The organism is Psychrobacter sp. TS_SC_6, from assembly GCF_056156305.1.
The window spans coordinates 2,168,069-2,193,435 of record NZ_CM149590.1 but is presented as its reverse complement, the minus strand read 5'-3'; the positions used below and the strand labels follow the sequence as shown (position 1 = coordinate 2,193,435).

Below are 25,367 nucleotides of genomic sequence, written 5' to 3'. Positions count from 1 at the left end.
ATTGCCGCTTTTGATATAAAAAAGACTGATCTTCGGATTGGTCTTTTTTTTGGCTGATTTTTTGGCAGTGGTTTGCATGCAGATTTTTCTAATGGTTTACGGCTAATTACGCTTATAGCCTTTTTTTAATTGACCTATCAGTTACAATAACAGATAACAATAAAGAGGATACCTACTCAATGGAAAACCTACCAACCGCGCAGTCGCATATTCAGCTTAATACACCTGATAATAAAAACATCAGTATCGGTAATGATCAGCCATTTGTCTTATTCGGTGGCATGAATGTTTTAGAGTCTAAAGAGATGGCGTTTGAGATTGCTGAGCAGTATGTCGATATTTGCCAGCGTTTGGGTATCGGCTACGTGTTTAAAGCCAGTTTTGATAAGGCCAATCGCTCAAGTCTGACCTCGTATCGTGGTCCGGGGCTAGAGAAAGGTATCGATTGGCTTGGGCAAATCAAAGAAAAATTCCAAGTGCCGATTATCACCGATGTCCACGAACCTTATCAAGCGGCACCAGTCGCTGAAGTAGCTGATATTATCCAGCTGCCTGCGTTTTTATCCCGTCAAACAGATTTGGTGCATGCGATGGCAAAGACCGATGCGATTATTAATATCAAAAAAGCGCAGTTCTTAGCGCCGCATGAGATGCGCCATATCGTCAATAAGTGTCTTGAGGGTGGTAATGATAAGCTTATCCTGTGTGAGCGCGGTAGTGCCTTTGGTTATAATAACCTAGTGGTTGATATGCTGGGTTTTGATACCATGAAGCAGATGGAGATACCCGTGTTCTTTGATGTGACGCATAGTTTGCAGCAGCCGGGCGCGCGTAGCGATAGCGCGGGCGGACGACGTGAGCAAATCACAACGCTTGCACGTGCAGGTATGGCAACTGGATTGGCAGGATTGTTTTTAGAGGCGCATCCAAACCCAGAAATGGCAAAATGTGATGGTCCGTGTGCGCTACGTATGAGCCAATTAGAGCCGTTTTTACGCCAGCTTAAACAGCTTGATGACTTGGTCAAAGGCTTTGAGGCTTTGGATACTCATTAATATCATCAGTTATGAGAGGATAAGACAGTGGCGATTAAAATGGCACAAGTAAGCATTGAAAACATCAATGATTCAAAAGGTTTAGATAGCGTCATGACCGCTTTGAAGAATATAACGGGCGTCACCGCTATTGAGTTAGATGCAGGCAGTCACATGGCGTTGGTGCGTTATGATGATACCAAAACCAGTATCCATGCCTTTACCGCCGCGATCAGTATGGTCGATTATGTCACTCAGCCATTTCCTATCGATGCCCCGCAAAATCCACGTTATCATGATTAGACTTATAAAAGTATAACCAAACTGACTTGTGGTCAACGCCAATAGCTCTTATGCTGGTCTTGGGTCTTTTGATAAAGTCTTATACCCTTAAAGTACACAAACCATTTATTCACAGATAAAAATAAGGAGCCGAACATGGCAAACCAAACCCGTATTATTAAAATTGATGGCATGACTTGTGGTGGCTGTGTGGCAAGTGTCCATAACGCCACTGCTGATATCGATGGTTTAGATGACATCAGTATCGAGCTTGCAGACAATCAAGCGACAGTTACCTTTGATGATAGCAAAACCAGTGCAGAGACGATTGCTGCTGCTATCGATGACGCAGGCTTTGATGCCACTGTTACCAACGCTTAATTTTATGCTTTGTTATAAACAAACCAGCTATCATGGCTGGTTTTTTAATGGTTAAAAACCATGGCTATCAGAGTAGTGTTCTCAGCTCTCTTATTTCTGCAATATGTCCTTTTAATCTGAAATAATTGGTTGGCTGAAACAGTTGAGTTGGTGCTAATCATGACCATTTACTATATAGGTTGATACACTAGGATGACTACTATTTAGATGCTCTGAAAAACAATATGATATTAATCTTTAGAATGTACTGCTTGTTTGATTTGGATTTTTATTCCTCCACTGATAGATTTTTATAGCTCATACAAATTTATAAACGCCATAACGAGTTTTATTTATGAATGATTCTACCCGTACCAATAACCAAAATACCTACGACGTCGATACCGATATCCAGTCTAATACCCCGCTTACGCCGCAGCGTGCGCATTTGCAGCTGGCAATAGAGGGGATGACGTGTCAAGCCTGTGCATCACGGATTGAAAAGGTTTTGAATAAAAAGCCATCGGTCTATGAGGTCAGCGTGAACTTCGCAGGCGAGACCGCCAATGTGGATTATGATCCGACCCAGACGACGGCAGAGCAGGTGACGGAATGGGTCAACAAAACGGGTTTTGTCGCCAATTTGCAGGCAGCTGATAGCTTGTTTGCTCAAAAAGATGAGGATGCAAGCACTCAGTATCCATGGCGTTTGATTGGACTATGGGTCTGTTTGATACCGTTTTTAATTGGTATGGCAGGTATGCTTTTTGGGCAGGGTATGTCATGGATGCCACCGGTTTGGATGCAATTCATATTAGCGACTATTGTACAGTTTGGATTTGCATTGCCATTTTATAAAAGTGCTTGGGCGTCTATTAGAGGCGGTCTTGCCAATATGGACGTACTGGTCGTCATCGGTACGGTAACCATTTGGGCATATTCAACGTATCTGTGGCTGACCCATGGCGATGATAGCTTAAACAGTCTGTTGCAAAGTGGACATGCAGGCGGACACGGACCAGCTGTGTATTTTGAAGCAGGCGTGATGGTCATTGCTTTTGTGCGTACGGGTAAATATCTTGAAGAGCGCACTAAAAAGCACAGTCTGAATAGTATTGATTTACTATTATCGCTGACACCAGACGAAGTTGAGCAACAGCAGCCAAATGGTGAGTTTAAAAATATCGCTCTCAAAGAGGTACAAGTAGGTGATATCTTGCGTGCCAAACAAGGTAGCCGCGTTGCAACCGATGGAGTGGTCATCGATGGTGCTGGCTGGTGTGTCGAGAGTCATTTAACTGGTGAGTCAGTACCGCTTAAGAAAGAAGTAGGCGATGGATTATTAGCGGGTGCCTTGGTCGAAAACGGTAGCTTGTTATATCGCGTCAATGCCAAGGGTAGCGATACTAAACTTGGTGATATGGTACAAGCATTAAGCGACGCCCAAGGCTCAAAAGCCAATTTGGCACGTCTTGCTGATAGAGTCACTGCGGTCTTTGTGCCCGTTGTGGTAGTGATTGCACTGGTTACCTTTGGTGTGACGTGGTGGCTGACTGGTATGCTCGATACCGCTTTGATGCACGCGGTATCGGTGTTAGTCATTGCTTGTCCCTGTGCGCTTGGTTTGGCGACACCAGCCGCAATCATGGCAGGTATGGGCGTGGCTGCGCGTCACGGTGTTTGGTTTAAAGATGCGCAAAGCTTAGAAGCCGCAGGCAATATCGACACGGTGGTACTTGATAAAACGGGTACCTTAACCATTGGTAAGCCGACTATCGTGGACCATGTGATGGTGGATAAATCAATAGCGGTTGATGATGTACTACAGATTGCCGCAAGTATTGAAGTACATGCCAGTCATCCGCTCGCAACTGCTTTGGTCAATGCAGCGACAGCACGTGGTTTATCCTTATTCGATGTGTCTGATATCAGCGTTATTAAAGGTGCAGGTATACAGGCAAATATTGAAGGCTTAGGTGTGGTAAAGGTTGGCACAGCAGAGTTTGCCAATCTTGTATTGCCTAAATTGATGCCAAAGGTATGGCAAATCGCTAGTACTGTTGCGATTAGTATTAATGATGAAGCACTGGGTGCATTTGCTTTAGCAGATGACTTAAAATCAGATACGCCGCAGGCGATTACTGCGCTACAAGATGCAGGTATTAATGTCATTTTGATGAGCGGTGATAAACAATCTGTCGTCGATCACGTTGCCGGACAGCTAGGTATCGAAAAAGCGTATGGCAAGATGAGTCCACGTGACAAGGCCAGCCAAATTGCTCTACTGCAAACAGCGGGTCATAAAGTCGCTATGGCAGGAGATGGCGTCAATGATGCACCAGCGATGGCAACTGCCGATGCCAGCTTTGCCATGTTTGAAGGCACGGATGTCGCCCAACATAGTGCCTCTGCGCGCTTGATGGGTGAGTCGCTGATGCATATCGACGCCGCGCAAAAAATTGCGAATGCCACGCTGCGTAATATCAAACAAAATCTGTTTTTTGCCTTTATCTATAATTGCCTTGGTATTCCGCTCGCTGCTTTTGGCTTTTTGAATCCTATGATTGCCGCTGCTGCTATGGCGCTTAGCTCAATTTCTGTATTAATGAATGCACTGCGTTTAACGCGTTTTAAGACAAAGGTTGAGCTGACTAATACCGTATCAAACTCCCACACTAAAGCAGAACGTCTAATAAAAGCGTAAGAGTTATATGACGTTTGATATCATAGGTACTGAGATAAATTGATAGCGGCTCATTTGACTATTAATTGGCGATTTTATGACCGTCCGTTGCTTTAAGATAAGGGAAGTTTGGCAAAATTTATGCTATGATACCAAGCACTATAGCGAATGGTTAAGGGATGAAATAAACCTTTGATTACGTTTAAAATAAGCCGATTGTATTAATCACCAAAGCTTTTTTTGCGCATTACTATACGATATTCTGCTTTATATTTTTTGTATTCTAGTTGCCGTTATTTATCTCATAAACTTGGCATGACCAAAGGAATTAACAGACATTATGTACGCTGAAGAAACCAACAACGTCACCGCAATTAAAGACATTCGCGCTCGTGAGATTTTAGACTCACGTGGTAACCCAACGATTGAAGCTGATGTGATTTTAGCTGATGGTACTATTGGCCGTGCTGCTGCTCCAAGTGGCGCATCGACTGGCTCACGTGAGGCGCTTGAGCTACGTGATGGCGATCAAAGCCGCTATATGGGTAAAGGCGTCAAAAAGGCGGTAGCTAACGTCAATAGCCAAATCCGCAGTGCTTTGATGGACAAAGATGTTACTGCTCAGCAAGCCATTGATGATGCAATGATTGCGCTAGACGGTACAGAAAACAAAGACAATCTTGGTGCCAATGCCATACTTGCGGTTTCACTTGCGGTTGCTAAAGCGGCTGCTAAGTCACAGAGTCTGCCATTACATCAATATATCGCTGATCTGCGCAACCAGACGTCGCTTACGATGCCTGTACCGATGATGAATATCATTAATGGTGGTGAGCACGCGGACAATACCGTCGATATTCAAGAGTTTATGATTGAGCCGGTTGGTTTTAGCAGCTTCTCAGAAGCATTGCGTGCTGGTACCGAAATCTTTCATAGCTTAAAGTCTGTTCTAAAGTCGCAAGGCTTGAATACTGCTGTTGGTGATGAAGGCGGCTTTGCGCCAAATCTTCGCAGCAACGAAGAAGCTATTACCGTTATCATGCAAGCGATTGAGCAAGTAGGCTACACAGCTGGTAAAGATATTCACCTAGCTTTAGATTGTGCTGCTACTGAGTTCTATAAAGATGGCAAATACATCTTGGCAGGCGAGGGCAACAAATCTTTTGATAGCCAAGGGTTCTCAGATTATTTAGTGGGTCTTACACGTCAATATCCTATTATCTCTATTGAAGATGGTCTTGATGAGTCAGATTGGGATGGCTGGAAATACCTAACTGAGCAAATCGGTGATAAGGTACAGTTGGTCGGTGATGATTTGTTTGTGACCAACCCTGCTATCTTGCAAGAGGGTATCGATAAGAAAATTGCCAATGCGATTTTGATTAAGTTTAACCAAATCGGTACCTTGTCAGAAACACTAGATGCGATTTATCTGGCGAAGAAAAATGGTTATGCGACGGTTATTTCTCATCGTTCAGGCGAAACGGAAGACAGTACTATTGCTGATTTAGCGGTAGGTACTGCGGCTGGTCAAATAAAAACTGGCTCACTATGTCGCTCAGATCGCGTTGCAAAGTACAATCAGCTACTACGTATCGAGCAGCAAGTACGTGCAAGCTATCGTGGTCGCGAAGAGTTCATTGGTCTACGTGGTTAATCAGCCAAAATTGTCGCTTACGCTGGGCGATATATAAATATATCGCCCAGCAAGTTTATATTCTCTTTATATCGTTTGGCGTTATTATATTATGAAATACTTTAGCCAATTTATACTACTTGCGTTAGCCGTTGCCGTGCTGTCAGGACTGCAATATCAGTATTGGCTGGGTGAAAATGGTCGCGTTGAGCATAATAAGCTTCTGACTGAAGTGGATGAGCAGCAGCGCTTAAATGACAATCAAGTATCAGCAAATAACTTACTGCGTACCGATGTCAATGATCTAAAGACTGGTCTCGAAGCGGTAGAGGAGCATGCTCGTTTGGATTTGGGTTTGATTAAGCCAAATGAGACTTTTGTACAAGTATCAACCGCGCCTACCACTCATAGCCGTTATTGATTTTGACGTACAGTCGGTATTGATTCTAAAGTCGTTGCAATGAGCTATTATTGATAATAATAGTTTTTTTCATTTTATACCTCTTAATACCCATCTTTCTTATCCTATTTTCATGGAATCAACCCATGAGTACTGCATTATGAATACCACTCCTGATATCCATGCCATGATCGTTGCTGCTGGACGCGGTAGTCGCTTTGGCGCGTCTATTGCTAAACAGTATACTTTACTACAAGGTCAAACCTTATTACAGCACAGTGTGGCACGCCTGGCTGAGAGTAATTATATTGATCAATGTCTATTGGTTGTGGCTCAAGATGATAGCACTGCTCAGACACTGAGCTTTGCGCTTCCTATCTATTATGCTATTGGCGGTACTGAACGTTGGCAATCCGTGCAGGCAGGCGTGGAGGCAATGATTACTGCGGGCGCAGATGAGTCGGATTTGGTTGTGATCCATGATGCAGCTCGTCCTGCAGTGCCAACTCATGATATTGATGCGGTCATTCAAGCAGCGATGCTAGAGCCTTATGGTGCTATTTTAGCGACACCGGTTGCTGATACCCTAAAACAGTCTTACATAGCATCTAACACACTATCCTATCAGCAACTGAATACTCAGCCGGAGCTTGTTAATAATCAAAGTGGTTATGACACGCTTCATACTTATGCTCAAACAACCATTGATCGCAGCCATATGTGGCAGGCACAAACACCGCAAGTATTTAGGCTTGGACAATTACAAAAAGCTTTGAGCTATGTCACTGAGCATAATCTGGCTATTACCGACGAAGCCAGTGCTTTTGAGTATTTAGAACTGCCGATTCGATTGATAACAGGCAGTCGCCAAAACATCAAACTGACTTATCCTGATGATATTATTTTACTGACAGCCATTCTCAAGGCTCAATTCGCCTCTGGCTTATAAAATTCTTATCACACTCCGCTGTCTGTATTTTTTAACTTTATAAATTTTTTATTCTGTCGTAAGAATATCAAATATTCATCAGATTTATCTCTGTAAGGCTTATGTTGCAAGCTCTATAGCTAGTATTAAATTTGAGACATGAAATGACAATCATAAATTTTTATTATTTATATTTACTAAATGACCATTTATTTTTCCTATAGTATTTTTGACAGCCTTAGATATTTTTTAGATGAATATTTCCTAAATATTGTTCAATATTAACAACTTGTTATTTGACATAAACATATATTGCTTTGATCACTAAAACAGCCTATGATGTAACCAACTTAATACAATTAATATAAATATTTATAAAATCAATAATATACCAAGCCGATTTGTATTTAGAAACGTCTTGCTTCTATGTTTTTTCTAAAAATGAGTATGGTTGTCTTAGCTACATTTACCTAATATAGGGAGAAGCTGATTGTCACCAACGATTGATTCTACAAATCCAGTAATGTCAGATCTATGCCAGCTTGTATATCTGAGCCATATTACGTCTACTGGTCTATCCAACTCTAGTACGCTTAACGATATCGCAGAAGTCGCAAATAAGCTGAATAAAATTGATGATATTACAGGTATTCTTTGCTATGGCAATGGTTACTTTTTTCAATATGTCGAAGGTACTGAGCAAGCACTGACCAACCTTAAAAATCGCTTGTTAATAGATGATCGCCACAAAGATTTAGAAATATTAGATTTTTCAGCGATTGATGAACGCCGCTTTAAAGGATGGTCATTACGCTCTATTACGCTTGAGCGCTGGATGGTTAATGAGCCTAAGCTAAAAGCCTTTATGCCTTTTAGACCTGATAGCTGGAAGTCAAACGAATGGCAGCAGTTTTTAGATATTCTGCAAGGCTATTATGAAGCGCAAGAAGTGACCGGTGATACTGATTCTCAGCCTATAAAATATAGCACGCTAGGGTTAACATTGGGCAAAGTAGTAGGGCAGCACCAAGCATTTTTCTTGATCCAAACCATATTGGCTGGATTGATTGTGTTAGCGCTATTGTGGCTGATTCTATCCGATAAGATTTTCTAAATGTCTGTATATGTATCCATGAAGTCAGCATGAATTGCTGGCTTTTTTGTTTTTACAATCAGGTATGAAGTGGTTGTGAGGCTGTACGGACAAGGCGTAATATAGTTGAAATACTTTAAAGTCGCTACAGTGCTACTGGGATAAATTTTTCGAAGCCTCTGGAGTGCAAAGCGCACAGCAAGCGAGAAAAATTGATACCAGTAGTACAGGACTATTGATGTATCGATTTTACTTTTCATTGACTATAGGTATGTTTTCTACTGAGAAGTAGAAACTAATACACATAAAAAAACCCTATCACAGTATGTTGTGATAGGGTTTTTAGTGGTACGCTTATTAGTCTTATCGAATGCTTAACAAGCATATTTGCTAATAAGTGACGCCAAATAGTGGCGTCCCCAGGGGGATTCGAACCCCCGTTACCGCCGTGAAAGGGCGGTGTCCTAGGCCTCTAGACGATGGGGACTAGTACAACGCTTCAGCTGCTTTCACCTTTATGCTGAAGTGGTGCGTATTTTAATGGGGTCTGCGCTTGCTGTCAAGCCTTTTTCTCCGTCTTTTCAAAATTAAATATCTTTTTTTAAGCGCGCGACGGGGATGCAGGTCATTACGCTTCAAATGATATCGAATCCACAACGAAGTACACGCACTGATCGTTAATGCAAGCAGCATATAACCGATGATCGTCGCCCATAATTTAAACTGTGGTTCCATCGTAAAGTCCCTCATAATAAGCTTTAATCGTCTATAACAGACGTTAAAAGCACAATAGGTAACTTAAACCATCTATAGATCTAATCATCGCTTGAGCAAGATGTACGTAAATGATTAAATCGTCCTGTTAAATTGTAAGGTTAAAGTTAGTAAGTCTTACAAATAGCATTATTATGGGTAGCGAGCAATACGTACTCTGTAATAACTGATTTATTTGCTATTATCAGTCACAGTTTCTGTGATTTCAGGCTCGCTGTGCATGGCATTAGCGAGCATAGGATAATTATTTAAGATATAACAAAATAGCTCAGCGGTCTTTTGCGTATCATACAGTGCTGAGTGAGCATCGTTACCATCAAAATCAAGCCCTGCGGCTTTACAGGCACGTGCTAGAACTGTTTGACCAAAGGCAAGGGCTGATAAAGTCACCGTATCAAAGACTGAGAAATTATGGAAAGGATTGTGGCTCTTATTATTGGTACGTAATACGGCGGCATTTAAAAATGCCAAATCAAAATGCGCATTATGACCAATTAACACACATTGACGACAGTCTTCAGTACGGCGTACTTCTTTTAAACCTTTGAAAATACGACGTAGCGCTGTTTTTTCGTCTTCAGCAATGGCTTTACGCAGTGGATTATTGGGGTCAATACCGGTAAAGGCGAGGGCGCTTGGCTCAAGATTTGCCCCTTCAAAAGGTTCGATATGGGCATTGAATGCCTCACCAGGATAAAAAACACCCTGCTCATTCAGTAGCACAGGAATACAGGCAATCTCTAGTAAGGCGTCAGTTTGCGCGTTAAAGCCTGCCGTTTCGACATCGACCACCACCGGTAGAAATTTACGAAAACGTTCTTTTAATTTCATTGGTGCTAGCGTTTCAGTAGTCGCATCTGTAGTGGTGGCTACATCAACTTTGGGTAAAGCAACATCATTTTGAATGGTCATATCAGGTTAAATCGCTTTTATCAGTCAGGCTATTATATTAAATAAAAAATAAACATCCTATGACGCTCATATCCTTTTTAATAGAAAGGTGGCATTGCTATCATAGGATAAAGCAAAGTGACTCTACTTTATAAAGAAAAGAGAGCTTGCATTAGAAGTTATCAAAACTATCCTTTGATGGACCAAGGTAATGTCTCACCTGCCATCAGCGGTGTCAACGAACTACCATCAAAGTAAGGATAAGCTGCTGGTATCTGCATGGGCGCATTGATCAGGGTAACGGTGCTTTCATTGACAGGCAAGCCATAGAATTGCGCACCAAAACGACTGCTAAACCCTTCGAGTCTATCGATTTTACCAACGCTATCAAACGCGGTGGCGTAGAGTGGTAGCGCAGTCGCTGAGCTATAGCAGCCTGCACAGCCACAAGCGGCTTCTTTTTTATCGGTTGCATGAGGCGCAGAATCGGTGCCCAAAAAGAATTTTGGATTGCCGCTGGTGGCGACATCTAATAATACTTTTCGATGACTCTCGCGCTTTAAGATAGGCAAGCAATAAAAGTGCGGTTTGATACCGCCAAGCAATAAGTGATTGCGGTTAAACATCAAATGCTGAGGCGTAATCGTAGCAGCGACTTGATTGCCCTGTGACAAGACAAAATCAGCGGCATCACTGGTGGTAATATGCTCCATCACAATTTTCATGGTTGGGAACTTTGCGATGATTTGTACCATCACTTCATCCAAAAAGCGCTTTTCACGATCAAAAATATCAACATGGTCGTGAGTGACTTCGCCATGTAGCAGCAAAGGTAGATTATATTTTTCAAGCGCTTCAAAGACATTGACACAGGCATTGATGTTGGTGACGCCATCAGCAGAGTTGGTGGTGGCGCCAGCAGGATAGAGCTTGACCGCTTGTACGATGCCAGACTTTGCCGCCAGCTCAATATCTTGTGCGGTGGTATGATCTGTGAGATACAAAGTCATGCGTGGGTCAAATGATGCTTTACGCTCAGCGCTCAGATTGCTCGCTTCTAGATGATGCATGATACGCGCGCGATATGCTTGAGCGTCATCGACATTTTTGACTGGTGGTACAAGATTTGGCATACACATAACGCGATTAAAGCTCTCTGCCGCATGAGGGACTGTGGTTGCTAGCGCCTTATCGTCACGCAAATGAATGTGCCAATCATCGGGCTGTAGGATGGTCAATTCTCTAATTGAATCAGTCATAGTATCGTCGCGCTCTATATCGTCATATCTGGGAGTAAAAGGGAGTCTTGCTGTGCGGCTATCATAACAGATTTGCTTACCTGACTAAATATGTGGCTGAATATCTATACATAATATCTCTACAGAAATGGTAGGTAATTTATTCATCTGTAGAAGTAAGATGCCATGTTCACTCTATTATTGGCGAGAAAATTATTGCTTTAGTGGCAACCAAACTTGGGCAAAAACCTCATACCTAACGGCAGTGCCACTTTTGCCAATGGTAAATATGATGTACACTGAGCGAGCAATCTATCTTCCTCGTGATATAGTCGATTTACCTATCATTAAATTCCTCATACTAGGAGTGTTTCATGGCTCAGCTTGATCCAAAAACTATTAATAAAATCGTGTTGGCATATTCAGGGGGTCTTGACACCTCAATCATCGCTCGATGGCTACAAGAAACCTATGATGCAGAAGTGATCACTTTCACTGCGGACATTGGTCAAGGTGAAGAAGTTGAGCCTGCGCGTGCTAAAGCTGAAGCCATGGGCATCAAACATATTCACATCGAAGACTTGCGCGAGGAGTTTGCTCGTGACTATGTGTTCCCAATGTTCCGTGCCAACGCCATCTACGAAGGAGAGTATCTGCTTGGTACTTCTATCGCGCGTCCACTCATCGCCAAGCGTTTGGTTGAAATCGCCAAAGAACATAACGCTGATGCGATTAGCCATGGTGCAACCGGTAAAGGTAATGACCAAGTACGTTTTGAGCTAGGTGCCGTTGCATTGTCTCCAGATGTCGTGACTATTGCGCCTTGGCGTGAGTGGGATTTATCAAGCCGTGAAAGCTTGATGGAATATGCTAAAGAGCATAATATTGCCATCGATTATGCAGGCAATAAGAAAAAATCTCCGTACTCGATGGATGCCAATTTATTACATATCTCTTATGAAGGCGGCATTTTAGAAGATCCATATGCTGAAGCAGAAGATGACATGTGGCGCTGGTCAGTAAGCCCAGAAGAAGCACCAGATGAAGCACAATATCTGGAATTAGAGTATGAAAAAGGCGACATCGTTGCCATCGATGGCGAAGCGCTTAAGCCATACGAAGTAATGATTAAGCTTAATGAGGTTGGCGGTAAGCACGGTATCGGACGTTTGGATATCGTTGAAAACCGTTATGTTGGTATGAAGTCACGTGGTTGCTACGAGACACCAGCGGGCACCATTATGTTAAAAGCGCATCGCGGTATTGAGTCATTGACACTTGATCGTGAAGCAGCCCATTTAAAAGATGAGCTGATGCCACGTTATGCTAAGACTATCTACAACGGCTATTGGTTCAGCCCTGAGCGTATGATGCTACAGGCGTTGATTGATAAGTCACAAGAGTATGTTAATGGTACGGTACGTGTCAAATTATACAAAGGTGCGGTAAGCGTGGTTGGTCGTAAGTCAGATGATTCACTATTTGATGAAAAAATTGCGACCTTTGAAGATGATGCGGGCGCCTATGATCAAAAAGATGCAGAAGGTTTCATTCGTCTAAATGGTTTACGTTTGGCAATTGAAGCCAGCCGTGGTCGCGATTTATCAAAATAAGCAAAGTTAACGAGAGGTTTTTGAAATCCCTGATGAATTAACTGACCGATAAAAAAGAGTCGCTATTTATATAGCGCCTCTTTTTTTATTGCTGATAGGTTTTTATTACACTATTTTCAGGCGCGGCTTTGTCATTCAGCTTTTGACTTTTTATCATAAGCAGCGGTATCTTCTTCCACTATGACGATCGCCACATCTTGTTCTTCAGATTTGGAGTCTTGCGCTAATACTTCTTCTCTTGCAACTACAATACCGTTAGATTTTTGCGTTTGATATTTGATGGTTGCCAAAACTCCAAGACCGCCAATAACAAGCAGAATCAGCAAAATAACAGGGTTTTTCCATAGAGGCGTAGATGCCTCGTATTCAATCGGCTTTTCGCTAAGAGTGCTTGGCGTATTATTATTGTTGCTATTACTGCTCAGCAATACTGAGCTGACCAAAGGCGGCTTTGGTGGGTTGATAGGTTCAGAAGTAATACGTAATCGATTATGCTGCAAATATCTCTCTGATATTTTAGCCAGTTGTACTAGCCAGCGTTGATGTGGCAAGCCAATAGCCGTCATCGGTGCAAACATCAATAGGTCATTGTGTTTACCTTGTTGGATGTTTTCAGCTGAGCGTCCAATGGCTTTTAAGTAGTTGCCAGTTGCTAACCGCATGTCTTTTACTGGCTCAAATTGTTCGGGTATGAATGCTATCAGCTCATACCAGTAAGGATCAAAAGCTGGCGGGTTATCTCTCAATTGCTCAGTGCTTAATAGGTAACGTTCAGTACTGTTTACTGACTCTGTTTCTGAAGTCTCTTCTGCTGATAAAATGTTTTGCGTATCATCGCTATCGTCTGCTGATTCGGTAAGTGCAGACTTTGGGACAAGGGCTGCAAAACGTGCTTGGGATAAAAACTGTGGCTGTAGAGTAAACCATTTATTAATCTCATCATGATCAAGCTGGCTATATTCGACTAAAATAGCCAGCTCGCGTAGCACTATCACACATAAGGAAGTAAGTAGGATTTGCACTTGTGGCGTTGTCGCATCAATCTGAGCTGCAATATACTCACTGGCTTTAGTCACACGCGCATTGTCATGAAATATCGCATCGGCGGCATCATGGCGATGGTACAACGTTGTATTTAGAGTGGCAAAATTCATAGAATTGTACTGGCGCAACTCTTTGACGGCACTGCGACCAAATAGCTTTTTGCTCAGAGTTTGTCCTTGATGGCGCTGCTGATACGCGAGAAGGGCGCTGATAATCGCTTGCAAGCTGCCATCCATTGCCAGACGTGCTTGCGGCAATGACAGCGCTGCTGCATCTGCTAATAATGACACCAAGGGCTTGGTATCTTGATATAGAAAATCATACATCGATACCCGTGTCGGTGAAATAGTCGTCATAATCTGCTAGCATCAAAAGTGTGCCTTTATATTAAGGTGCCAAATGCTTTGATACAATCCCTTGATAATACAAAGTCTCACTCATTTTTAGGCCCCTAATAGTCATCATCGAAATAACTGCCGGAAAATTGCTATGACAGATAACGAAAATATTACGACCCAGATAGTGATTAGCATTGCTCAGCAAACTTTGACCGTTTCTAAGCGGCAAAAAGTTATTGCTCACTATCCTGTGTCAACGGCTCAAAATGGGATAGGCAGTCAACAAGACAGTGGTTGTACACCACTTGGTCAGCATATTATTGCAGAAAAAATAGGCGGCAATGCGCCAAGTCATGCGGTATTTATTGGACGTATAGCGACGGGAGAAATATATAATGCTGAGCTTGGGGCCTTGAATCCCAAACGTGATTGGATACTAAGCCGCATTCTTTGGCTAAGTGGTCTTGAGGAAGGCTTTAATAAAGGCAGTAATAGTCAAGGTAGTTGTGATACTTACCATCGCTATATCTATATTCATGGAACGCCTGACAGTGAGCCGATGAGCGTGCCACTCTCACATGGTTGTATACGTATGCGCAATCAAGATATTATCGAATTGTTTGAGCAGGTGCAGGAAGGAACAGCAGTGACTATTATCGCTCAATAAAAGTAGTATTAAGTAGCAGTAGTAGCAATGTATGGATTATAAATTGAGTCGACGATATAAAAAAGACAGCCATTATTAAGTAGGCTGTCTTTTTTCTCTAATATTGGTACCTATAGAATGACAATATATTCAATCACCAAAATACTGAGCAAGCATAAAACTTATCCAAACGTTTTTCTGTGGCTTTCTCTATCGGTACTAAAGAAGCATTTAACCAGCCTGCTGCATATAAAGCAGAAGAGTCAGAGCTGGCTTTACTTTGATAGTACTGCTGATAGTCAATCATATTGAGCTGTTTATCCAGCACCTTCTGCGCTTTTACAGCACCTTTTAGCCAACGTTTGGTTTTCTTCTTGCCATATAAAGGTGCTACTAATTCGCTGAGAGAACATAGGTTTTTTAGATGAGTATGTAGGTTGTGCAATGCTTTTATGATGGATTCTTCCTCTAACTCATTATCTGAATCATCATAGCTGTCCTCTAAATATTGCTCAGCTTCAAGTAATTTGTCATAGTATTTAATAAGTACTTTTTCAAGCTTACTGATAGCCAGCTTATCTGTTTGAGGCTCAAGGCTAGGATCGCTCATAGTAAAGGCGATGAGCTCAAGCAACATGATCTGGAAGTCGTTAGCACTGATTGCAGTCATTGGTATAATTTTGATAGCATCAATATCCGCTGTCCAATCAACGATAGGTGCACCGTGCTGTTGTAACATTGGTTCAATATGAGTACTAAGATGAGTAAGCTTACGATAATCAGCGAGTAAAATAGCAGTTTGTTGTAGTATGGCTGACCAATCCGGATTGATCTCATCTGAGAAGCTATTAAAGGCTTGTAGTACAGTGTGCAAGCGCTCTATACCGATAGATAGCTGTAAAAGGTGTCTATCGTCTTTACTGCCTGCTACGATGGCGCTGCTATTTGGGAGTATTTGCAATAAGCAGTTATGCACGACAGCGCGTAAAAAAGCAGGCATAGTGGTTTTTTTATTGATATTAAGCGTGCTCAAGTCAGCAGCAGTGGCTGAGCTATAACTTCGTCCCTTAATAAGCAAGCCACCACGCTCTGCTTTGGTCACAGTAGAGACACACAATTTATGACGTTGACACCACGTTTTAGCCGTCGTAAATAAAAAATCTAACTCACCGGATATGAGTTCAAATTCAACTTCTTGAATGGCATCTCTTTGAGTATCATCAGTACCATGGATAATTTCTCCATAGTCGTAAGCCATCTCAATACTGTTAACGACTTCATCGCTCGTATCTTCTATCAATAAGCGGGTAGTACGCTCTACATCAGTCAGATATAAACGGGTCAGTTTTTTAGCCAGTTTTTTGAGCTTAAAATCTGTCAAGGCTGGGATAATCAGGCTATCTTTATAAATCGTTAAATCAGGCATCAGCGTGTTATTTTCGAGCATCGCTTGTACTTGCTCATTATCTAAGGTGGCATTGTGCTCTAGGCGCGCTGCGATACCATCGCCACCCGCTTTGATAGTCTGCACCCAAGCATCACCCTCCTGACGAATACGTAGGCCAATACCAGCCTGTGCCAGCTGCTGGTCAGGGGTGTCATAATAATGCGCAGCCAGTTGTGTTACTTGTGATGATTTGACTTTCGCTTGGCGCATAAGCCCTTTTAATCGTGACTCTGGTACCAAGAATTTCAGCTCTATCTCTTGCATGATGGCTCCTGATTGTTTTAATAAATTTATGTTATTACCATCGTATGAAAGCTATCAGTGAATAACAAGTAAAATTTTCGTTTGGTTGGCTAAATCGAGCCAAATAACTATTGAGTAGATGAATATCAGTTAATTAGAACGGTGACTGAATAGTTCTGTTATCTGGGTAGATATCGATATTTATAGCACATAAAAAAGCCGCCCTACCATGTAGGACGGCTTTTCTTATAACTTTTACTTATAAAATGCACTTATAAGTGGTCGGACATTAGAACTGGTTCATTGTATTCTTGCCGCCGCCAGCTTTAAGGGCGTTTTCACCAGAGAAGATCTCTTTATGATCATCGCCAAGGTCGGAACCCGCCATTGCTTGGTGTTTAACACAAGCGATGCCTTCACGGATTTCTTTACGTTGGACGCCAGCTGCATAAGCAAGCATACCATCTTCACCGAAATAGCCTTTAGCAAGTTCATGAACGCTAAGAGCCGTGGTGTGATAAGTAGGTAGCGTGATTAAGTGATGGAATACACCCGCTTCACGTGCTGCATCGCGTTGGAAGTTTCTAGCCGCTTCGTCAGCTGCTGTATCAAGCTCAGTACCATCGTAATCAGCACTCATCAAGTCAGCTTTGTTATAGGCAGATAGGTCTTTACCTTCTTCTTCCCACTGAGCGATGATTTGCTTACGGAAGTTCAGCGTCCAGTTGAATGATGGGCTGTTATTGTATACAAGCTTGGCTTTTGGCTGCTGCTCTTTAATACGGTCAACCATCATTTTGATGTGTGCGACGTCTGGAGTCGGTGTTTCGATCCATAGTAGATCAGCGCCGTTTTCTAGAGCAGTTACACAGTCGAGTACCACACGGTCGATATTGGTTTCTTCACGGAACTGATAGAGACCGTTTGGTAGACGAACTGGACGTACTAGTTTGCCGTTATGCTTAAGTAAGCTGTCATTCTCTTTGGCGTTTTCTAATGTGACTTCTTCCATCTCGATAAAATCGATGTACTGAGAAGCAAGATCGCCTGGCTCATTTGATACTGGGATTTTTTGCGTTAATGACGCGCCTTCAGAGTCAGTACGGGCAACGATTACGCCGTCTTCAACACCAAGCTCTAGAAATGCATAACGAATCGCGTTTATTTTAGAGATGAAGTCTTCATGCGGTACGGTAACTTTACCTGCTTGGTGACCACATTGTTTGGCATCAGATACTTGGTTTTCAACCTGAATGGCACAAGCACCCGCTTCAATCATTTGTTTGGTCAATAAATACGTTGCTTCTTCGTTACCGAAACCTGCATCGATATCTGCAATGATTGGCACAACATGCGAATCAAAGTTTTCGATTTTTTCTAAGATAGCTGAGGTATCTTGACCCGCTTCTTCAGCAGCATTTAGCTCGCGGAAATAATCGTTCAATACTTTTGCATCCGCTTGACGCAAGAAAGTGTAGATCTCTGCAATCAGCTTAGGTACAGATGTTTTTTCATGCATAGATTGGTCAGGTAGTGGACCAAACTCAGAACGTAGAGCTGCTACCATCCAACCAGACAGGTAGATGTAAGTTTTAGACGTTGTGCCAAAATATTTTTTCTTCGCATACATGGTTTGCTGTGCAACAAAACCATGCCATGCACCTAGAGACTGGGTGTATTGAGACGTGTCATTGTCATACTCTTCCATATCTTGACGCATGATTTTTGCGGTGTACTTAGCAATATCTAAACCTGTTTTGAAACGGTTTTGTGACATCATACGTGCCGCATCAGTTTCGCTGATGTTCTGCCAGTTACCGTGTTTTTGTTTTAGTTCACGTACTAAATCGATCGCTGATTTATATGCAGTTGACATCTATGGTCTCCTTGGTGGTGAATAAATAAGTAAATTAAAATAATTTTGGTCTATATAGAAAGATGCTGGTAGAAGTAAAAGTTTGAAATATAAGCTTCTCCCGTGAGCAGTCTCTACTAAACTATAAGAAAATGGTGATAAAAGCAATTAAAACCTGTCTATTTGGTCAGCTTTTAATTTTAACGCTCTTTTTTGAACAATTATTTCAGAGTTAATTGGTTGTTTTATAAGTATGTTTTGCTACTGAAGTAACTATTACCCTAAAGCGTATAAGATATTTGTCCAAGCCTAAAAATAAGCACAAAAAACTAAGTTTTTATAAGATGCTTTTATAAGTTTTATGTGCGTATTTCAGCACGAAAATACGATAAAATGCACTTAGTAACGCATTCATTGAAATATGTAGCAACGGTCTAATGTTGAATAGTCCCTAATGAGCGCTTGCTAGCCACTATAGCTAGGTTACCTTGATTTATCTAGTTTATGATTATTATCTTGGGTATTTCGTTTAATTATAGTATATATAAAACAATGGCTTGTGTTGGGTGGATTCAGTTATAATAAGCATATTCCAAAATAATTAACATAAAAATATCCTTATATCATGCTGTTAGAGATGAATTATAATAAATGATAGGACAAAAAATATCACGTTTATGGTGGTATTTATTCTAAGATAAAGAGAAAAATATATGAATTTGCAACGGGTAGATTTAAATTTATTGGTACATTTGGATGTGTTGTTGCGAGAAAAAAATGTCACACGTGCTGCTGAGCAGTTGGGCATCACTCAGCCAGCGATGAGTAATATTTTGCGCCGTCTGCGTAAGTTATTTAATGATCCTTTATTGGTGCGTTCATCTGAGGGGATGACACCGACCGAGCGCGCTCTTGAATTACAACCTCGTATCCGTGAGATACTTGCCGATTTGACGCAAGTGTTAGAGCCACGTACCGAGTTTCGCCCTTATAGCACCTCACGTGTTTTTCGTATTATGACCTCAGATTATGCTGAGGCGACCTTGGTTCCGAAATTGGTGAAAGCGCTACGATCAGAGGCACCAAATGTCATTTTGGATTTCTTAACACCATCGGATGTGTCCTATCGTGATATGGAGCAGGGGCGTGTAGATTTGGCAATCAACCGCTTTAACGAGATCCCGCAAAGCTTCCATCAAGTGTTGGTATGGCGTGATACCTTTAGCTGCCTATTATCATCTGAAAGTCCTTATGCTCATCGCTTTAATCTCAAAAACTACCTTAAAGCGCAGCACGTTTGGGTATCGAAAACTGGAATGGGTGTGGGCTTCGGTGTCAATCCAGAAAAATCTGGTGGCTTAGGTTCTATCGATCAAGCTTTGCAGCGTTTAGGTCAAAAACGTCAAATCAGCGTCTTTACCCGTCACTATCAGATGCCTGCTATGCTGGCAGCAAACAAAGATTTGATTGCGACTTTGCCGACCCGTGTGGCAAAAATGCAGGCCAATAACGACAGTATTATGATGGTCGAGCCACCATTTTTTATCCCTGAATTTGAGCTAACGATGGCGTGGTCACCTCTACTACAGCACCATCCAGCGCATCGCTGGTTGCGCCAGCTGATTATGCATGTGGCACGTCAAATTGTCGATGATGAAGAGAATCCACCACAAGAAATCCCTGTGATCAATCATTTGTTTTAGGTTGTTTGTTATACAGCTGTATACCGTCTTTTAAAGCTCAATCTTGTATTAAACCAGCGATCACGCTGGTTTTTTATTTGTCTAAAGATGTCAGAACTTCCTGCATGAGAGGCTCTATACAAGATTTAAGTTTGCTTAATAACACCGTCACATTCTTAACATCTTGCGCACAATTCTTTATAACTTGTAAACCTACTCGCCCAGTACTTTGTTATTATGGTTAAACATTAAGAAAAATGATGAAAAAGATCTATATTGTTAAGTTATTCTATAAAGTTGAGCTGTTAGCAATAGGTTGTTTCATATACTAAAGATATTGTAATAAATAAGGATAATAATCATGGCAGATATTACTACTGTAAACCCAGCAACAGGCGAAGATATTAAAGAATATAACTATATGAGTAACGATGAAGTCAACAACATTGTTGAAGCCTCGCATCAAGCGTTTCTAGAATGGCGTAAAACTAGCCATGAAGAGCGTGCGAAGGTTATTAATTCTATCGGCGAGACCTTGATGAAGTACAAAGAGGAGCTGTCTCGTCTTATGACTGAGGAGCGCGGTAAACTATATAGTCAGAGTCTACAAGAAATTGATCTATGTAAAGCGATTTGTGATTACACCGCAGAGAAAGGTGTGGCAGCCCTTGCTGACGATGAACGTGACATCGAAGGTCTCAAAAAGGGTATTGTTACTTATCAGCCCATTGGCATTATCTACGGTATGCAGCCTTGGAATTTTCCAGCTTATCAAGTGTTCCGTTATACCATCGCCAATTTGATGGCAGGTAACAGTATTTTGCTTAAGCACGCAGCAAACGTGACTGGTTCTGGCTTATTAATTGAAAAAATATTCCATGAGTCTGACTTACCGAACGATTTGTTCCGTACGATTCTAATTGATCATGATCAGTCAGAAAAGTTAATTGGTAATGATAAAGTACGCGGTGTGACGCTTACTGGTAGTGATGGTGCAGGTAGCATCGTCGGTCAGCAAGCAGCAAAAGCAATCAAAAAATCAGTCTTAGAGTTGGGCTCAAATGACGCATTTATCGTTTTAGAGGATGCCGACTTAGAGCTTGCAGTACAAACTTGTACTTTAGCGCGTCTTATAAATAACGGCGAAACTTGTGTTGCTGCCAAGCGTTTTATCGTTGTCGACAGTTTATATGACGAGTTCCGTAAGCGCATCGTTGAAGAGTTTGCAAGTAAAAAAGCCGGCGACCCTATGGATGACAGCTCTGATCTTGGTCCACTAGCGCGTAAAGATCTGCAAGAAAAATTGCATGCGCAAGTAGAGGAGAGTGTCAGTAAAGGCGCTACTATCTCTGTTGGTGGTAAATTACCAGAAGGTAAAGGTAGCTTCTATCCAGCGACTATTTTGGAAAATGTCGAAAAAGGTCAACCAGCTTATGATGATGAGCTATTTGGTCCCGTAGCATCACTAATACGTGCTAAAGATCAAGACGATGCGTTACGTATTGCTAACGACAGCCGTTACGGCTTAGGTGGCGCTATCTTCTCTAAAGACGAAGACAAAGCTATCCGTCTAGCCAATGAGCAGTTTGATACGGGTATGGTCTATATCAATGGTTATGGCCTTGCAAATCCGGCATTACCTTTTGGTGGCGTGAAAAACTCGGGTCATGGGCGCGAACATGGCGGTTTCGGTATCAAAGAGTTCGTAAACATCAAAGGTGTGCACGTTCATAACAGTTGAGACTGTATGCAGCTTTTAAAGCTAAAACGCTTTAGGTATTAAGTAGCGAAAAGCCCAGTCATTCATAAATTGAGTGACTGGGCTTTTTTTGGTCAATATTTTGAAATGAGTGCTATCTTTCTGTGCTTGTTGATATTGCTTTAACTGTTTAAATATAGCTTCAAAGGTAGCGTCGGCATACAGATGCGTTGCTGATTTAATAATTGCTCGTTGTTCAACGACAATACACCTTTGGCCAATAGCAAGATTGTCCAAGGTAGTAGCTGATGCTCAAGCGTTTGTACACGCGTTTGCAAACTGCCAGCAGTCTCTTTTTGATGCACCTCTAACAAGGCTTGGGTCAAAACAGCACCTGCATCAAGCTCAGCGGTAACGACATGAATGCTGCAGCCATGCTGACGCTCACCTGCTTGAATGACACGCTGATGAGTATCGAGACCTTTATAAGCAGGCAAGAGCGCAGGATGTAAGTTAATCATTGGTGCTGGCGTGTTATCAATAAATTCAGCACTTAAAACACGCATAAAACCAGCTAACACAATCAGATCAGGTTGCCATGTGGTTAGTTGGGCGCTGGCATGACTCTCAAAAGTTTTGATTCCCATGCGTTTGCCATTAGCAACGTGAGATAAGACCGCCACTGGAATGTCAGCATCTTTTGCCCGTGTGATGGCATAAGCGTCTTCACGGTTACTAATAACGCCGACAATCTCAATCGGTAGCGCACCAGCTTGCATGGCATCAATCAATACTTGTAGATTGCTACCACTACCTGATACCAAAACGGCAATGCGTAATGGTTTGTTATGAATTTTTGTATGGCTGTCTGACATTAACGGTACACCACAGCATCCGCTTCGCGACTAACCATCTCACCTAACTGCCATGCTTTTTCGCCAGCATCACTTAACGTTTTAATAGCAGCTTCTGCTTTCTCTTTTGGTACGACGATAACAAAACCAACGCCGCAGTTAAAGGTACGATACATCTCACTTTGCTCGATATTACCTTGGGTTTGTAACCACGTGAATAGCTCTGAGAACTGCCAGCTATTCGTATCGATGCTAGCGGCTAGCGTTTCAGGTAATACACGGGGCAGGTTATCGGTTAAGCCACCGCCAGTGATATGTGACATCGCATGTAGGGCTGAGCTACCAAGCGTATCTTGCAATGCTTTAATCGCTTTAACATAAATACGTGTCGGTGCCATTAAGGCATCTTGGATAGACTGACCATCTAGCTGTTCATTGCTACTAGTCACATCCACACCGCTTACTTCAATAACTTTACGCACCAATGAATAACCGTTAGAATGTGCGCCACTTGAAGCAAGGGCAATCAATACATCGCCTTCAGCCACATTTTCGCCAGTGATGACTTCCGCTTCTTCAACCACACCGACGCAGAATCCTGCTAGGTCATAATCATCGTCTTGATACATACCAGGCATCTCAGCGGTTTCACCACCAATCAGTGCACAGTTTGACAGTTTGCAGCCTTCACCAATACCAGTAACAACAGTAGCAGCAACATCGACGTCAAGTTTACCAGTTGCATAGTAGTCTAAGAAAAACAAAGGCTCAGCACCGCAAACCAATAAGTCGTTAACACACATGGCGACCAAGTCGATACCGATGGTGTCATGGCGATTCAATTGTAATGCCAGTTTAAGCTTAGTACCCACACCGTCAGTACCAGAAACTAGTAAAGGTGAGGTGTAACCAGTTGGAATGCGACATAGCGCTCCAAAGCCGCCAAGTCCGCCCACCACTTCAGGACGTGAGGTGGCTTTTGCCACGGATTTAATACGTTGCACCAACGCATCGCCAGCATCAATATCAACGCCAGCATCTTTGTAGCTTAAAGAAGGCTTGTTACTCATGGTCATCTCACAAATTTTATAGGGAATGAAGGTCAGTCAGTAAAAACGCGTGTCGGTCATATGAATTTTGCAGATTGTGCGCGCATTATACCCAAAAATCACCCTTACTCGCAAAACAACTTGCTTTTATTTGACCTAAACTTGCTTGATATCTATCTAATATTTCAGAAAGACGGCAATAAAGATAACATGAAAATTAAGAAACAAAAAATGACGGCTTTTTTATAGGACTCTGCGATAATAGAAGGCTAAAATTATGGTCAATAACTGTTTACTATTGGAATGTTGTTGTTCAATAAGATCTATAATCAATTTTAAATCAAATCACCCTTTTAAATCAGCCCATTCGTAGGACTAGCCTTCATGACAAACCAATCAATAGATCCCTTTTTTCGACGCCTATTTATCGTCGTTGCTATTGTTGTGGCTATGACTTTGTTGTACTTAACGATGCCGGTCATTATGCCGTTTGTCTTTGCTTTTGTGTTGGCTTATCTGTTTAATCCGTTGGTCAAACGCTTATCAAAATATATCAAACGTTGGATTGCCATTATTATCGTGTATTCGACCATTACGCTGAGTATGGCACTGCTACTGTGGTGGCTAATACCGACTCTGTGGCATCAGCTGCAAGCAGCGTGGGAGTATCTGCCAAAGGTGGTCACTTGGTATAATGACGTGGTACGTGAATGGTTTGCTAGCAATAGCCGTATTCGTTTGCCTGAGCTTGAGGCGAAGGGCTTCTCTGAGACCTTAGTTGAATATATGCAAACCAATTATAAATTTGAAGATGCTAGTACCATGATGAGCCAAATACTGGTGTCCAGTATGAAATTCATTAATAATGCAGGGCTTATCGTATTGGTACCAATTTTGACCTTTTATTTCTTATTTAATTGGGATCAGCGTTTACATACGTGGAAGATGGCGATACCAGCGCCTTATTGCAAAAAGGTAGTGGCAATCGCTCAAGAATGTGATCGCGCCCTGATGGCATTTATTAAAGGTCAGCTATTGGTCATGGTATTATTGGGTGCTATTTATGCTGTACAGTTACAGCTTATTGGGCTTGAGCTTGGGCTGATCATCGGTATGGTTGCTGGTATTGCTAGCTTTGTACCGTATTTGGGCTTTGGTATTGGCTTCGTTGCCGCGATTATCGCCTGTCTGTTCCAGTTCGGCTTAGATTGGACGTATTTATCCTTGATTGCTGGCGCATTCTTGATTGGACAAGCTGCCGAAGGCTATATCTTGCAACCGCTACTATTGGGCGACAAAATTGGTCTATCGCCATTATGGGTAATATTTTCGGTACTGGCAGGTGCAAGTTTGCTCGGTTTCGTGGGTATGCTGATTGCGCTGCCAGTTTCTGCTGTCTTGAACGTGTTATTCCGTCATTTTTATACTCATTATCAAACGACTGACTTTTATAAAGGTCGTAAGCAGTTGGCGTTGTTTGACAAAAAATACTGACCTTACAATCTTATTCAGTAGAAACTCACTGGGTTATATACTTTATTATAATGAGTGAGTGAGTTACTTGCTGAATAAAACAGG

Annotated in this window: 20 protein-coding genes and 1 tRNA gene; 13 read left to right on the top strand and 8 right to left on the bottom strand. The window is 42.0% G+C overall.

Going from position 1 to position 25,367, the window contains the following annotated elements:
- Positions 1-179: 179 nt before the first annotated feature.
- The 8 genes from kdsA (at position 180) to AC0J5Y_RS09250 (ending at position 8,437) form a co-directional block, all read left to right on the top strand.
- Positions 180-1,055, top strand: a complete 876-nt coding sequence (gene kdsA, locus AC0J5Y_RS09285; protein WP_475130419.1) for a 3-deoxy-8-phosphooctulonate synthase — start codon at positions 180-182, stop codon at positions 1,053-1,055.
- Positions 1,056-1,094: 39 nt separating this feature from the next.
- Positions 1,095-1,337, top strand: coding sequence for a hypothetical protein (locus AC0J5Y_RS09280; protein WP_475130418.1), 243 nt, complete (start codon positions 1,095-1,097; stop codon positions 1,335-1,337).
- A 135-nt stretch (positions 1,338-1,472) separates the two neighbouring features.
- Positions 1,473-1,697, top strand: coding sequence for a heavy-metal-associated domain-containing protein (locus AC0J5Y_RS09275; protein ID WP_020444055.1), 225 nt, complete (start codon positions 1,473-1,475; stop codon positions 1,695-1,697).
- Between the two features lie 334 nt (positions 1,698-2,031).
- On the top strand, positions 2,032-4,380 hold the full coding sequence (locus AC0J5Y_RS09270; RefSeq protein WP_475130417.1) for a heavy metal translocating P-type ATPase: 2,349 nt from the start codon (positions 2,032-2,034) through the stop codon (positions 4,378-4,380).
- 319 nt (positions 4,381-4,699) lie between these two features.
- Positions 4,700-6,016, top strand: coding sequence for a phosphopyruvate hydratase (gene eno / locus AC0J5Y_RS09265; RefSeq protein WP_475130416.1), 1,317 nt, complete (start codon positions 4,700-4,702; stop codon positions 6,014-6,016).
- A 91-nt stretch (positions 6,017-6,107) separates the two neighbouring features.
- Positions 6,108-6,416 (top strand): FtsB family cell division protein, encoded by a 309-nt coding sequence (locus AC0J5Y_RS09260; RefSeq protein ID WP_020444053.1) that lies wholly within the window; start codon positions 6,108-6,110, stop codon positions 6,414-6,416.
- Positions 6,417-6,528: 112 nt separating this feature from the next.
- Entirely contained in the window at positions 6,529-7,344 is an 816-nt protein-coding gene (locus tag AC0J5Y_RS09255; RefSeq protein ID WP_475130415.1) for an IspD/TarI family cytidylyltransferase, read from the top strand.
- A gap of 469 nt (positions 7,345-7,813) precedes the next feature.
- Positions 7,814-8,437 (top strand): BLUF domain-containing protein, encoded by a 624-nt coding sequence (locus AC0J5Y_RS09250; protein WP_475130414.1) that lies wholly within the window; start codon positions 7,814-7,816, stop codon positions 8,435-8,437.
- Between the two features lie 390 nt (positions 8,438-8,827).
- Here the strand turns inward: AC0J5Y_RS09250 and AC0J5Y_RS09245 are convergent.
- The 3 genes from AC0J5Y_RS09245 to pyrC form a co-directional block, all read right to left on the bottom strand.
- Positions 8,828-8,903 (bottom strand) — tRNA-Glu (locus AC0J5Y_RS09245).
- 458 nt (positions 8,904-9,361) lie between these two features.
- On the bottom strand, positions 9,362-10,102 hold the full coding sequence (rnt, locus tag AC0J5Y_RS09240) for a ribonuclease T (protein WP_475130413.1): 741 nt from the start codon (positions 10,100-10,102) through the stop codon (positions 9,362-9,364).
- Positions 10,103-10,269: 167 nt separating this feature from the next.
- The gene (pyrC, locus tag AC0J5Y_RS09235) at positions 10,270-11,340 is read right to left on the bottom strand and encodes a dihydroorotase (RefSeq protein WP_475130412.1); all 1,071 of its coding nucleotides are present in this window, start codon (positions 11,338-11,340) and stop codon (positions 10,270-10,272) included.
- A gap of 353 nt (positions 11,341-11,693) precedes the next feature.
- On the opposite strand from pyrC, the gene AC0J5Y_RS09230 reads away from it, so the two are divergent.
- Positions 11,694-12,932 (top strand): argininosuccinate synthase, encoded by a 1,239-nt coding sequence (locus tag AC0J5Y_RS09230; RefSeq protein WP_475130411.1) that lies wholly within the window; start codon positions 11,694-11,696, stop codon positions 12,930-12,932.
- A gap of 131 nt (positions 12,933-13,063) precedes the next feature.
- Here AC0J5Y_RS09230 and AC0J5Y_RS09225 read toward each other — a convergent pair whose 3' ends face one another.
- The gene (locus tag AC0J5Y_RS09225; RefSeq protein WP_475130410.1) at positions 13,064-14,332 is read right to left on the bottom strand and encodes a hypothetical protein; all 1,269 of its coding nucleotides are present in this window, start codon (positions 14,330-14,332) and stop codon (positions 13,064-13,066) included.
- 133 nt (positions 14,333-14,465) lie between these two features.
- Between AC0J5Y_RS09225 and AC0J5Y_RS09220 the strand changes: the two genes are divergently transcribed.
- Positions 14,466-14,981 carry a L,D-transpeptidase family protein gene (locus tag AC0J5Y_RS09220; protein WP_475130409.1) on the top strand — a complete coding sequence of 172 codons (516 nt, stop codon included), beginning with the start codon at positions 14,466-14,468 and terminating at the stop codon, positions 14,979-14,981.
- A gap of 133 nt (positions 14,982-15,114) precedes the next feature.
- Here the strand turns inward: AC0J5Y_RS09220 and AC0J5Y_RS09215 are convergent, their stop codons facing one another.
- Together AC0J5Y_RS09215 and AC0J5Y_RS09210 are read right to left on the bottom strand one after the other, a co-directional pair.
- Complete coding sequence (locus tag AC0J5Y_RS09215; protein ID WP_475130408.1) at positions 15,115-16,671, bottom strand: CYTH and CHAD domain-containing protein; 1,557 nt, start codon at positions 16,669-16,671, stop codon at positions 15,115-15,117.
- Between the two features lie 268 nt (positions 16,672-16,939).
- On the bottom strand, positions 16,940-18,526 hold the full coding sequence (locus AC0J5Y_RS09210) for an isocitrate lyase (RefSeq protein ID WP_475130407.1): 1,587 nt from the start codon (positions 18,524-18,526) through the stop codon (positions 16,940-16,942).
- Between the two features lie 692 nt (positions 18,527-19,218).
- On the opposite strand from AC0J5Y_RS09210, the gene AC0J5Y_RS09205 reads away from it, so the two are divergent.
- Positions 19,219-20,208: a LysR family transcriptional regulator gene (locus AC0J5Y_RS09205; protein WP_475130406.1), complete on the top strand. Its 990-nt coding sequence runs from the start codon at positions 19,219-19,221 to the stop codon at positions 20,206-20,208.
- Positions 20,209-20,548: 340 nt separating this feature from the next.
- Positions 20,549-21,928 carry an NAD-dependent succinate-semialdehyde dehydrogenase gene (locus AC0J5Y_RS09200; protein WP_475130405.1) on the top strand — a complete coding sequence of 460 codons (1,380 nt, stop codon included), beginning with the start codon at positions 20,549-20,551 and terminating at the stop codon, positions 21,926-21,928.
- 140 nt (positions 21,929-22,068) lie between these two features.
- On the opposite strand, the gene purN is transcribed toward AC0J5Y_RS09200, so the two are convergent.
- The gene (gene purN / locus AC0J5Y_RS09195; protein ID WP_475130404.1) at positions 22,069-22,761 is read right to left on the bottom strand and encodes a phosphoribosylglycinamide formyltransferase; all 693 of its coding nucleotides are present in this window, start codon (positions 22,759-22,761) and stop codon (positions 22,069-22,071) included.
- Positions 22,761-23,810, bottom strand: a complete 1,050-nt coding sequence (gene purM, locus AC0J5Y_RS09190) for a phosphoribosylformylglycinamidine cyclo-ligase (RefSeq protein ID WP_475130403.1) — start codon at positions 23,808-23,810, stop codon at positions 22,761-22,763. The genes purN and purM overlap by 1 nt, the downstream gene beginning before the upstream one ends.
- 363 nt (positions 23,811-24,173) lie before the next feature.
- Between purM and AC0J5Y_RS09185 the strand changes: the two genes are divergently transcribed.
- A complete protein-coding gene (locus AC0J5Y_RS09185; RefSeq protein ID WP_475130402.1) occupies positions 24,174-25,283 on the top strand; it encodes an AI-2E family transporter in 1,110 nt (369 codons plus the stop codon).
- Positions 25,284-25,367 lie beyond the last annotated feature (84 nt).